General features: G+C 70.3%; 8 protein-coding genes. 6 read left to right on the top strand and 2 right to left on the bottom strand.

Features of this window, described 5'->3' with window-relative positions; translation table 11 throughout:
• Positions 1–74 precede the first annotated feature (74 nt).
• The 6 genes from K2X24_RS23750 to fdhF all read left to right on the top strand — a co-directional run bounded on the left by K2X24_RS23750 (position 75) and on the right by fdhF (position 9,664).
• Entirely contained in the window at positions 75–1,172 is a 1,098-nt protein-coding gene (locus tag K2X24_RS23750; RefSeq protein ID WP_292501761.1) for a putative 2-aminoethylphosphonate ABC transporter ATP-binding protein, read from the top strand.
• A gap of 8 nt (positions 1,173–1,180) precedes the next feature.
• Positions 1,181–2,920, top strand: coding sequence for a putative 2-aminoethylphosphonate ABC transporter permease subunit (locus tag K2X24_RS23755; protein ID WP_292501763.1), 1,740 nt, complete (start codon positions 1,181–1,183; stop codon positions 2,918–2,920).
• On the top strand, positions 2,917–4,293 hold the full coding sequence (locus K2X24_RS23760) for an aspartate aminotransferase family protein (RefSeq protein WP_292501764.1): 1,377 nt from the start codon (positions 2,917–2,919) through the stop codon (positions 4,291–4,293). The genes K2X24_RS23755 and K2X24_RS23760 overlap by 4 nt, the downstream gene beginning before the upstream one ends.
• A gap of 181 nt (positions 4,294–4,474) precedes the next feature.
• Positions 4,475–4,798 carry a hypothetical protein gene (locus K2X24_RS23765; RefSeq protein ID WP_292501766.1) on the top strand — a complete coding sequence of 108 codons (324 nt, stop codon included), beginning with the start codon at positions 4,475–4,477 and terminating at the stop codon, positions 4,796–4,798.
• A 93-nt stretch (positions 4,799–4,891) separates the two neighbouring features.
• Entirely contained in the window at positions 4,892–6,610 is a 1,719-nt protein-coding gene (locus tag K2X24_RS23770; protein ID WP_292501769.1) for an NAD(P)H-dependent oxidoreductase subunit E, read from the top strand.
• Positions 6,611–6,697: 87 nt separating this feature from the next.
• Positions 6,698–9,664: a formate dehydrogenase subunit alpha gene (gene fdhF, locus K2X24_RS23775; RefSeq protein WP_292501770.1), complete on the top strand. Its 2,967-nt coding sequence runs from the start codon at positions 6,698–6,700 to the stop codon at positions 9,662–9,664.
• Positions 9,665–9,753: 89 nt separating this feature from the next.
• On the opposite strand, the gene K2X24_RS23780 is transcribed toward fdhF, so the two are convergent.
• The gene (locus K2X24_RS23780; protein WP_292501772.1) at positions 9,754–10,374 is read right to left on the bottom strand and encodes a PAS domain-containing protein; all 621 of its coding nucleotides are present in this window, start codon (positions 10,372–10,374) and stop codon (positions 9,754–9,756) included.
• A 384-nt stretch (positions 10,375–10,758) separates the two neighbouring features.
• A complete protein-coding gene (locus K2X24_RS23785) occupies positions 10,759–12,030 on the bottom strand; it encodes an MFS transporter (RefSeq protein ID WP_292501775.1) in 1,272 nt (423 codons plus the stop codon).
• Between the last annotated feature and the right edge of the window lie 386 nt (positions 12,031–12,416).

Genomic DNA, 12,416 nt, shown 5'->3' on the forward strand with positions numbered 1-12,416 from the left:
AAGGCTGCCAAGAAATAGAAGGCTGCCAAGAAGTAGGGCGCAGCCCCGGCCGCACAGAGATCAGGAGCACCGCCATGACGCCTCGCGACGCGACGCCGTTCCTCAGGGTTTCGGGATTGTCGAAGCGCTACGGGGCCTTCACGGCCCTCGACGGGATCGACCTGGAGATCGACCGGGGCGAGTTCGTCTGCTTCCTCGGTCCCTCCGGCTGCGGCAAGACCACCCTGCTGCGCCTGATCGCCGGCCTCGACCGGCAGGATGCGGGGCGCATCGCGATCGGCGCCGTCGACGTCTCGCGGGCGCCGCCGGCGGCGCGCGATTTCGGCATCGTGTTCCAGTCCTACGCGCTGTTCCCGAACCTCACGGTCGCGGCCAACGTCGCCTACGGCCTCGTCAACCGGCGGATGCCGCGGGCGCGGGTCGCCGCCCGGGTCGCCGAGTTGCTGGCCCTCGTGGGCCTGACCGAGCAGGGGCCTAAGTATCCGGTCCAACTCTCGGGCGGCCAGCAGCAGCGGGTGGCGCTCGCCCGCGCCCTGGCGACCTCGCCCTCCCTGCTCCTCCTCGACGAGCCGCTTTCGGCGCTGGACGCCAAGGTGCGCACGCGGCTGCGCGACGAGATCCGGCAGCTTCAGCGGCGCCTCGGGATCACCACCATCATGGTCACCCACGACCAGGAGGAGGCGCTGGCCATGGCCGACCGGGTCGTGGTGATGAACCGCGGCACGATCGAGCAGGTGGGCACCCCTGCGGAGATCTACCGAAACCCCGCCACCGCCTTCGTGGCCGACTTCATCGGAGCGATGACGTTTCTCGATGCCCGGGTCGGATCGGCCCGCCAACTCCGGGTCGGCGCCGTCGATCTCGTCTGCGAGGAGGGGCGCGGCTTCATCCCCGGCAGTCCGGTGCGCCTCGGCTTCCGGCCGGAGGAGATCCGGGTCGGCAACGTGCGGCCGACCGACGTCAACGCGTTTCAGGTGCGGGTGCGAAGCCTCGAATTCCTGGGCGCCTTCACCCGCGCCCGCCTGGAACCGAGCCTCGACCTCGGCGGCTCGCTGGTGGCCGACGTTTCGGCCAACCTCCACGGCGACCTCGCCCTGACGGAAGGCCAGTACCTCTACGTCTCCCTGCCGCCGGCGGCCCTGCGGGCCTTCCCCGTGGCGGCGCACGCGTGAGCCGCGCCGTGGCCGAGTCCATCCTGGGGAAACCCAGCCTCGCCCGGGTTCTGCCGGAGGCCGCGCCCGCGAAACGCCGGGCCGTGCCCGAGGCCGCGATCGGCGTCGCGCTCGTCGCGGGCCTGTGCCTCCTCCTCCTGCTCGTCATCGCGCTGCCCCTCGGCGCGCTGCTGATCAAGAGCCTGGAGGCGCCGGATGGCGGGATGGCGGGGCTGTCGAACTTCCGCACCTACTTCGCGACGCCGACCCTGGTCGAGGCCCTGTTCAACAGCCTGACCGTCGCCGGCAGCGTCGTGGGAATCGTGGTGCCGCTGGCCTTCGGCTACGCCTACGCGCTCACCCGCACGGCGATGCCGTTCAAGGGCCTGTTCCTGGCGCTGGCGCTCCTGCCGCTGTTCGCGCCCTCGCTGCTGTCGGGCATCGCGCTCACCTACATCCTCGGCAACCAGGGCTTGCTGCGCGGCCTGCTGTTCGGCCGCAGCGTCTACGGGCCGATCGGCATCACCCTCGCGGAATGCCTCTACGCCTTCCCGCACGCCCTGATCATCCTCGTCACCGCCCTCGGCCTCTCCGACGGGCGCCACTACGAGGCCGCCGCCGCCATGGGGACGCGCCGCTGGCGCACCTTCCTCACCGTGACTTTGCCGGGGGCCCGCTACGGCCTCGTCAGCGCGGCCTTCGTGGTCTTCACCCTGGTGGTCACGGATTTCGGCATCCCGAAGGTGATCGGCGGCCAGTACGCGGTGCTGGCCACCGACGCCTACCGGCAGGTGGTGGGCCAGCAGAACTTCCCCATGGGCGCCGTCGTCGGCCTGCTGATGCTGGTGCCCGCCGTGCTGGCCTTCGTGGTCGACCGCCTGATCCAGCGCCGGCAATCGTCCCTCCTCTCGGCCCGCTCGGTGCCCTACGAGCCCAAGGCCCACCCGGTCCGTGACCCGCTCGCGCTGGCCTACGCGGTGCTCGTGGCCGGCGTGATCGCGGGCACCTACGGGGTCGCGGTCTGGGCCTCGTTCATCCGCTACTGGCCCTACAATCTCGGCCTGACCCTCGACCATTACGACTTCGCGGCGGCCGATGCCGACGGCTGGTCTCCCTACTGGAACTCGCTGGCCATGGCGCTCTCGGTGGCCGCCATCGGCACGGCGGTCGTGTTCTGCGGGGCCTACCTCATCGAGAAGCTGAGGCTGTTTCCCGCCGGCCGGGCCTTCGCCCAGTTGCTGGCGATGCTGCCGCTCGCCGTGCCGGGCCTCGTCCTCGGCCTCGGCTACGTGTTCTTCTTCAACGCGCCCTGGAACCCGCTGAACGTCCTCTACGGAAGTCTGGCGCTCCTCGTGATCAACACGCTCGCGCACTACTACACGGTGGCGCATGTAACGGCGACGACGGCGCTCAAGCAGATCGACCCGGAATTCGAGGCCGTGTCGGCCTCGCTGAAGGTGCCGTTCTGGCAGACGTTCCGCCGGGTCAGCCTGCCGATCTGCCTGCCGACCGTGCTGGAGCTGTTCGTCTACCTGTTCGTCAACGCGATGACGACGGTCTCGGCGGTGATCTTCCTCTACGGGCCGAGCACCAAGCTCGCGGCCATCGCCATCGTCCACATGGACGAGGCCGGGACCACGGCGGCGGCCGCCGCGATGGCGAGCGTGATCATGGCGACGGCGCTCGGCGCCCGCCTCGCCCTGGCGCTGCTCAACCGCGTCGTCATCGCCCGGGCCCAGGGCTGGCGCCGCCGCGAGGCGATCGCATGAGCCGGGACGCGCGGATCGCCGAATCCGAGGGTGACACCAACCGCACCGATCGCCGTGCCGCCTGGCAGGCGCGGAGCCTCGACGCGGCGACGCGCGGGCTGCTCGCGCGGGATTCGGAGGCCTTCCTGCACCAGTCGGTCTCGACGCCCTGCCTCAATGCGATCACGCGGGCGGAGGGGATCTGGATCGAGGACGCGGCCGGGCGCCGCTACATGGATTTCCACGGCAACAACGTCCACCACATCGGCTACGGCCACCCGCGCCTGAAGCGGGCCGTCGCCGAGCAGATGGACGCACTGCCCTTCGCGCCCCGTCGCTACGCCTGCGAGCCCGCCTTGGCCCTGGCCGAGACACTCGCGACGATCACGCCCGGCACCCTCGCCAAGGTACTGTTCACCACCGGCGGGTCGGACGCGGTGGAAGTGGCGGTGAAGGTCGCCCGTGCCGCCACCGGCCGGCACAAGACCCTGTCGTTCTGGGACGCCTTCCACGGCGCCGGCACCGGCTCGGCCGCGATGTCGGGCGAGATGCTGTTCCGGTCCGGTCCCGCCGGTCCGCTGGTGGCCGGTGCGCTCCACGTCGCCCCCTTCGGCGGCTACCGCTGCCCCTACGGCACCGACAGCGCCGAGGCGAGCGGCCGGGCCTGCGCCCGGATGATCGACTACGTGCTGACCCGCGATCCCGACGTGGCGGCCCTCGTCGCCGAGCCGACGCGGGCGGTGCCCTACATCCCGCCGCCGGGGTTCTGGGCCGAGGTCCGGCGCATCTGCGACCGGCACGGGGTGCTGCTGATCTTCGACGAGATTCCCACCGGCCTCGGCAAGACCGGGCGAATGTTCTCCTGCGAGCACGACGGTGTCGCGCCCGATATCCTGGTGATCGGCAAGGGCCTCGGCGGCGGCATCCTGCCGATCGCGGCGGTGATCGCCGATCCCTCCCTCGACGTCGGCGGCGCCTGGGCCTTCGGGCACTACACCCACGAGAAGAACCCGGTGACGACGCGGGCCGCCCTGGAGACGATCCGAATCATCGAGGACGAGGATCTCGTCGCCAACGCCGCGCGGGTGGGGGCGCTCGCCCTGGAGCGCCTCGGCGCCATGATGGCGCGCTGCCCGACCATCGGCGACGTGCGCGGGCGGGGCTGCCTCCTCGGCATCGAACTGGTGCGCGACCGCGCCACCCGCGAACCCGATGCCGACCTCGCCGAGGCGGTGCTGTACCGGGCCCTCGATGCCGGCCTGTCGTTCAAGACCACCATGGGCAACGTCCTGACCCTGACGCCGCCCCTCACCGTCACGCCGGGGCAGATGACGGACGCCCTCGACATCGTCGAGGCAGCCATCGGGGAGGCGGAGCGGGCGCGCCGGGCATGAGTGGGGCCCGGCCGCTCCGGAGCGGCATTTCTGGGGACGTGCGTGCCCGCCGTGGTTCCGAATTCCCCACGGGCGGTCGCCACCCCGCCGAGCCCGGTTTCCAAGTCTTCGCTCGGGCCATGCGCCTGAAATCATGCGCCGTGCGTTGATCCGGCGAACAAGAATGCCGGGAGGCGCGCCGATGACCGAACTTCAAACCCATTCTCCGCAGGATCTGATCGAGGGCATTGCCCGCGGCTACGCCGCGGAGGCCACGCCTCCCCTGACGCACGAGTTGTCGGAGACCCTGCGCACCGCCCTGCGCGGCATCGGCTCGGATCTTCCGAAGGGCGAACCGCTCGACGAAGCGGGCGTCGGGCGCATCAACGAGGCCCTGGACGCTTTCGAACTCGACCTCGGGGCCGTCGTGGGGCCCCGCCTCGATGCGGTCGCCCCGGACGGTACGCTCAGCTTCCGACAGCGCTCGGAGGCCGGGCGCCCCCTGCGCGCTTTTGGCGGCCAGTAGACGCCGCAATTTTTTGCATGCGTTCGGCCGGGCGCGGTATATAAGTGTAGGGCCTTTGATGGTATTTTGTATGCCAGAAGTCAGGATCACGGTATGAGCGAGCATGACAACGGTGTGGTCCGCCGCTTCGAGCACCCCGGCAAGGGGCGCGATCGGGCGCGGCCCGTGCCAAAGGGACGTCAGGTCGAGCCCGTGGCCAAGGTCGAGATCGAGCGCCTGCTGGGCGACCGCTCGCGGCAGCGCGACCTCCTGATCGAGCACCTGCACCTCGTGCAGGACACCTACGGCCAGATCAGCGCCCCCCACCTCGCGGCCCTCGCCGACGAGATGGGGCTGGCCTTCGCCGAGGTGTTCGAGACGGCGACGTTCTACGCGCATTTCGATGTGCTGAAGGATGGCGAGGCCGATCTGCCGGCGCTCACCGTGCGCGTCTGCGACAGCCTCACCTGCGCGATGTTCGGCGCCGAGCCCCTGCTGGAGGCCCTGCGCGAGACCCTCGGCAGCGGGGTCCGCGTCGTGCGCGCGCCCTGCGTGGGCCTGTGCGACCATGCTCCGGCGGTGGAGGTCGGCCATAACTTCCTGCACAAGGCCGATGTCGCCAGCGTGCAGGCGGCGGTCGCGGCGGGGGATACCCACGCCCATCTGCCGGCCTACCCCGACTACGACGCCTACCGGGCGGGCGGGGGCTACGCCGTCCTCGACCGTCTGCGCTCCGGTGAGCTCACCATCGACGCGGTTCTTCAGGTGCTGGACGACGGTGGCCTGCGCGGCCTCGGCGGCGCCGGCTTCCCCACGGGCCGCAAGTGGCGCTCGGTGCGTGGCGAGCCCGGTCCCCGCCTCATGGCGGTGAACGGCGACGAGGGCGAGCCCGGCACCTTCAAGGACCAGCTCTACCTCAACGCCGATCCGCACCGCTTCCTCGAGGGCATGCTCATCGGCGCCCACGTGGTGGAGGCGGCCGACGTCTACATCTACCTGCGCGACGAGTACCCGATCTCCCGCGAGATCCTGGCCCGCGAGATCGCCCGGCTCCCGGCCGGCGGACCGCGCATCCACCTGCGCCGGGGCGCGGGCGCCTATATCTGCGGCGAGGAATCCTCGCTGATCGAGTCGCTCGAGGGCAAGCGCGGCCTGCCGCGCCACAAGCCGCCCTTCCCGTTCCAGGTCGGCCTGTTCAACCGCCCGACGCTCATCAACAACGTCGAAACCCTCTACTGGGTCAGGGACCTGGTCGAGAAGGGGGCCGAGTGGTGGAAGGGCCACGGCCGCAACGGCCGGGTCGGCCTGCGCTCCTACTCGGTCTCGGGCCGCGTGAAGGAGCCGGGGGTGAAGCTGGCGCCGGCCGGCCTCAACATTCGTGAACTGATCGAGGAGTATTGCGGCGGGATCAGCGACGGGCACACCTTCGCGGCCTACCTGCCGGGGGGCGCCTCCGGCGGCATTCTGCCGGCCAGCATGGACGACATCCCCCTCGATTTCGGCACCCTCGAGAAGTACGGCTGCTTCATCGGCTCGGCCGCCGTCATCGTCCTGTCGGACCGGGACGACGTGCGCGGCGCGGCGCTGAACCTGATGCGGTTCTTCGAGGACGAGTCCTGCGGGCAGTGCACGCCCTGCCGCTCCGGCACGCAGAAGGCACGCGTGATGATGGAGAACGACGTCTGGGACACCGAGCTCCTCGGCGAACTCTCGCAATGCATGCGCGACGCCTCGATCTGCGGCCTGGGCCAGGCGGCGTCGAACCCGCTGACCACCGTGATCAAGTACTTCCCGGACCTGTTCCCCTCGCCGCAACGGATCGCGGCCGAGTAGCGATCCGTCTCCGATCCGACGGTGCGGCCGCCCCTCGCGGCGGCTGCCCGATCCCCGATTTTCCTGCGCCATGTCTGGAGCGGAACCATGAGCAGCGGCACACAGAACTCTGGTCTCAACGGAGCCCACGCCACCACCCCCACCGGCCCGCAGGATGCGGGCGGCAAGGCGGCCGGCGCCAACCCGGGCGCCGGGAGCACCTACTCCGAAGGCACCCAGTCGGGCGGCCAGGCGGGACCGGCCCCGAGCGGCACCTTCGGCCTCAAGGAGATGCCCGCCGGCATCCCCGGCGTGATCTTCGAGTTCGACGGGCAGCAGGTCGAGGCCGCGCCCGGTGAGACGATCTGGGCGGTCGCCCAGCGCCTCGGCACGCACATTCCCCACCTCTGCCACAAGCCCGCCCCGGGCTACCGGCCGGACGGCAATTGCCGCGCCTGCATGGTCGAGATCGAGGGCGAGCGCGTGCTCGCCGCCTCGTGCAAGCGGGTGCCGGGCGTCGGCATGAAGGTGAAGTCCGCCTCCGAGCGGGCCACCAAGGCCCGCGCCATGGTGATGGAGCTCCTCGTGGCCGACCAGCCGGCCCGGGCGATCTCGCACGACCCGACCTCGCATTTCTGGGCGCAGGCCGACCATGTCGCGATCAGCGAGAGCCGTTTCCCGGCGGCCCAGCGCTGGGAGGGCGATTGGAGCCACCCGGCCATGCGGGTGAACCTCGACGCCTGCATCCAGTGCAACCTCTGCGTCCGCGCTTGCCGCGAGGTCCAGGTCAACGACGTCATCGGCATGGCCTACCGCTCGGCGGACGCCAAGCCCGTGTTCGACTTCGACGACCCGATGGGCCAGTCGACCTGTGTGGCCTGCGGCGAGTGCGTCCAGGCCTGCCCGACCGGCGCGCTGATGCCGGCGGCCTATCTCGACGATCAACAGACCCGGACCGTCTATCCCGACCGCGAGGTGGATTCCCTCTGCCCGTATTGCGGCGTCGGCTGCCAGGTCTCCTACAAGGTCAAGGACAATAAGATCGTCTACGCCGAGGGGCGCGACGGGCCGGCCAACCAGAACCGCCTCTGCGTCAAGGGCCGCTTCGGCTTCGACTACGTCCACCATCCCCACCGGTTGACCAAGCCGCTGATCCGCCTCGACAACGTCGCCAAGGACGCCAACGACCAGGTCGATCCGGCCAATCCCTGGACCCACTTCCGTGAAGCCACCTGGGAGGAGGCGCTGGAGCGCGCCGCCGGTGGCCTCAAGCACATCCGCGACACCGTCGGCCGCAAGGCTCTGGCGGGCTTCGGCTCGGCCAAGGGATCGAACGAGGAGGCCTACCTTTTCCAGAAGCTGGTGCGCCTCGGCTTCGGCTCGAACAACGTCGACCACTGCACCCGGCTCTGCCACGCCTCCTCGGTCGCGGCCCTGATGGAGGGCCTGAACTCGGGCGCCGTCTCGGCCCCGTTCTCGGCGGCCCTCGACGCGGAGGTCATCGTCATCATCGGCGCCAACCCGACGGTGAACCACCCCGTGGCCGCGACCTTCATCAAGAACGCGGTCAAGGAGCGCGGCGCCAAGCTGATCATCATGGATCCGCGCCGTCAGGTCCTGTCGCGGCACGCCTACAAGCACCTCGCCTTCAAGCCGGGCTCGGACGTCGCGATGCTCAACGCGATGCTCAACGTCATCGTGACGGAGAAGCTCTACGACGAGCAGTACATCGCCGGGTACACCGAGAACTTCGAGGGCCTGAAGCAGAGCATCGTGGCGTTCACGCCGGAGAAGATGGCCCCGGTCTGCGGCATCGACGCCGAAATCCTGCGCGAGGTCGCACGCCTCTACGCGCGCTCGCGCGCCTCGCTCATCTTCTGGGGCATGGGCGTCAGCCAGCACGTGCACGGCACCGACAACTCGCGCTGCCTGATCGCGCTGGCGCTGACCACCGGCCAGATCGGCCGCCCCGGCACCGGCCTGCATCCGCTCCGTGGCCAGAACAACGTCCAGGGCGCCTCCGACGCCGGCCTGATTCCGATGGTCTACCCCGACTACCAGTCGGTGGAGAACGAGACCGTCCGCGACCTGTTCGAGACGTTCTGGGGCCAGTCCCTCGATCCGAAGAACGGCCTGACCGTGGTCGAGATCATGCGTGCCATCCATGCGGGTGACATCAAGGGCATGTTCGTCGAGGGCGAGAACCCGGCGATGTCGGACCCCGACCTCAACCACGCCCGGCACGCGCTCGCGATGCTCGACCACCTCGTGGTGCAGGACCTGTTCCTCACGGAGACCGCCTTCCACGCCGACGTGGTGCTGCCGGCCTCCGCCTTCGCCGAAAAGGCGGGCAGCTTCACCAACACCGACCGGCGCGTGCAGATCGCCAAGCCCGTGGTCCCGCCGCCTGGCGACGCCCGCCAGGATTGGTGGATCCTGCAGGAACTCGCCCGCCGCCTCGGCCTCGACTGGAACTACACCGGCCCGGCCGAAATCTTCGCCGAGATGGCGCAGGTGATGCCCTCCCTGAAGAACATCACCTGGGAGCGCTTGGAGCGCGAGGGCGCCGTGACCTACCCGGTCGACGGTCCCGACCAGCCCGGCAACGAGATCATCTTCTATGCCGGCTTCCCGACGGCGAGCGGGCGGGCCAAGATCGTCCCGGCCAACATCGTGCCGCCGGACGAGGTGCCCGACACCGAGTACCCCATGGTGCTCTCCACGGGCCGCGTGCTGGAGCATTGGCACACCGGCTCGATGACCCGGCGCTCGGGCGTCCTCGACGCCCTGGAGCCGGAGGCGGTGGCCTTCATGGCACCGCGGGAGCTCTATCGCCTCGGCCTGGAGCCCGGCGACACCATGCGCCTGGAGACCCGCCGCGGCGCGGTGGAACTCAAGGTCCGGTCCGACCGCGACGTGCCGGTGGGCATGATCTTCATGCCGTTCTGCTACGCCGAGGCCGCCGCCAATCTCCTGACCAATCCGGCCCTCGATCCCATGGGCAAGATCCCGGAGTTCAAGTTCTGCGCGGCCCGGGTCGAAGCGGTCCGGCCCCGGCAGATCGCCGCCGAGTAGCGGCCGCGCGCGCCGTCACCCATCCGCCGGATGGGTGACGGGCATTCGTTCGCCACCTCCGTTGGCCCGAACGGGGCGATCGGCGTGCCCTATTGCAGTTGCTGATCCGTCGCCCGCGCGATGGCGCAGCCGAGCCTGAACAGAAGCATGTTGGCGGCCTCGATCACCTCCGGTGCGGGCGTGGGTCCCAGTACGTTCTTCAGGGAGAGGGCCATGTCCGCGGCCTGCAGCAGCGGATCCGCATGGGTCGGCGTCGTTCCGAGGACGTAGCGTTCGCCGCCGTCGCGCATCTCCGTGATGTCGATCAGGATGCCGTGGGAGCGCTCGGGTCGGCCGGTCTGGTCGTGGTACGTCCGCCCGCGACTCAGCAGCCAGCGTACCGTCCCGTCGCGCCTGAACACCCGGTATTCGGCAAGCACCAGCCCGCCGACCTGCACGGCCTGGTGCATGTGCTCCATGAGCCACGTCATGTCGGTCGGATGGACGAGGGCAAGGGCAGCCGGACCCTTGATCTCGCGGTCCGCAAGCTCGGGGTTGCCGGCCAGAACGCGTGCGGCGCCCTCGTCGTACGTGACGACGCCACGCACATGATCCCACGCCCATGTTCCGACGACGCACGAGGCATCGAGGGCGGCGCGAAGGCGGTTCAGGTCCGCGAGGTCGTTGGATATTCCTGTTCCCACGGGCAGCTTTCGATGACGGACGGGCAACCTCTGGTGTCTCCGCATCGGCCGACAACCGACCGATCAGTCCGTCGATCATCGTAGTTCCGAAATGCGATGGCAACATATGTGAATCGCGAAATCGGGACGCATGTCTGATTTCGGTCGAGTAGCCGACAGTTCGAATCCCTGCCGCGCCGCCGTGTAATGTCCGATTCCGGGCGGAAGCAGCGCGAAGACGCAGGGTGCAGTCGGTATGTCCTGACTCGCCTGCGAGCATGCTCGCGAATGCTGTTTCTCGCGTTTGTTCTCCGCGCGGATTTCGCCAAAGAGCTACGAAGGACTGGTCCGTTCAGCCCTGCTCCGGCCCCTCACGGTCGAGCGGTCGGCTTCCGGTGTGCAGGCGCCATTTCCATCGGCGCGCTCCCGATGTCAGGCAGGGCGCCGCTCGCCCGGGCGGGCGCCGGCGCAGACCAGGAACAGGCCCGCGACCCCGAGGGCGACGAGGGATGGCGCCGCCGGCGATGCCAGTGCCCCGGCCAGCCACGCGCCGACGACGTCGCCGAGGTTCATCACCGCCATGTAGATCTGGAACTGCGTCGCGGATGCACGCCCCGCACGGCTCGCCAGCAGTACGGCAGGAAGCAGGGCAACGTAGAGCAGGGCCGGCACGACGCTGGCCAGCCCCAGGATGACGGGCCCCGTCGCTGCCTCCAGGCCGGCCGCGATCAGCGAGGCCGCGACAGCGAAGGCCAGCGCGCCGGCGATCAGGAGGGCGCGCAGGGCTCGCTCCGGGCCGACGCGATCGACATAGGCGCCGATGCCCAGCGCGCCGACCGTCCCGCCCAGGAGCGCGAGGAGCGCCTGCAGCCGGGAGAGTGCGCCCGCATCCCAGCCATGGACCTGCACCAGCGCGACCGCGAAGGGGACCTGGAACAGCGCGAGGCCGAAATCGATGGCAAAGCACATCGCCAGTAGGATCGCGGCGTCGCGGGTCCGGAACGCGGCGAGGAGCCCGCGTATGAAGGACTTCGCCGGGGCCGCCTTCCTCGGCTCGGTGTAGTGCGGCGGCGCGCGGAGGCCGAGCGAGACCACCCGGTCGCCCGGTGCCTCGCGCACGAGCAGGGCGGGGAAGGCGAGTACCGTGGTCAGGCCGAGGAGCGCCCCGGCCGCTGCGGCGAAGCCCGATGTCTCGAGGATCCACGCGAAGAGCGCGGTCCCGGCCGCGCTGCCGATCACGAAGCCCGCACGTGTTCCGGCGCTGGTGCGCCCCAGTTCGCCGGCGGGCACGCTGTCCGCGATCATCCGGTCTGTGGCGGTGTCGGCAAGGGAAGCGGCGAGGCTGTGCAGGCAGAGAACGACGCTCACGGCCGTCAGCCCGGGGGTCGCGCCGAGGAGGAACAGGCCCGCGAGGCTCGCCTGCGCGCAGGCGAGGGCGAGGACGAGCCAGAAGCGGCGCGGGCCCATGCGGAACGGTCGCGCACGGTCGATCAACGGCCCCCAGAGCAGCGGCTGCAGCACCCAGGGCAGGCCGACCACCGCAAGGTGCCGGCCGATCTCCGCCGTGGACGCGCCCGCGGCGGCGAAGTGGTTGACGAGCGCCGTGAGGGCGAAGCCGGCGACGACGCCCTGGTAAAGGTAGAGGAGCGTGAAGAGGCTGACGCGCCAGGTGGCACTCTGCAGACTCGCCGGCCACTGGCGCATCGCCTCGATCCTCGATCACCCGCGCCGGCCGCGCCGGAACGGCGCCGGCGGGCTCATCGGGCCAACGCGTATCGGCGCGCCCACGGACGTCACCGTAACGTCGATCGCGCGGAAAGAGGATGCGCGCGCTGCGGCCAGGATCCGGCCGCGGTATACGGCGGCCTGTCGCACCGGACGCCGAAGACGCGCGTGGCCCGCCGGACGCCCTGGTCGGGATGCGACCGGCTCGGATGCGCTCGGCCCGCCATCCGTTGCGCGACCGGACTTGCCGCCCGCATCGAGGACCGGCCATCTCAGGCTTGGCCATAGGCGGGCTTGGCCATAGGCAGGCTTGGCCATAGGCTTGACAGGTGTGGACCGGGGCGGTTTCTCCTCGGTTGCAAGAC

The sequence above is a fragment of the Methylobacterium sp. genome (assembly GCF_019750675.1).
Classification (GTDB): domain Bacteria; phylum Pseudomonadota; class Alphaproteobacteria; order Rhizobiales; family Beijerinckiaceae; genus Methylobacterium.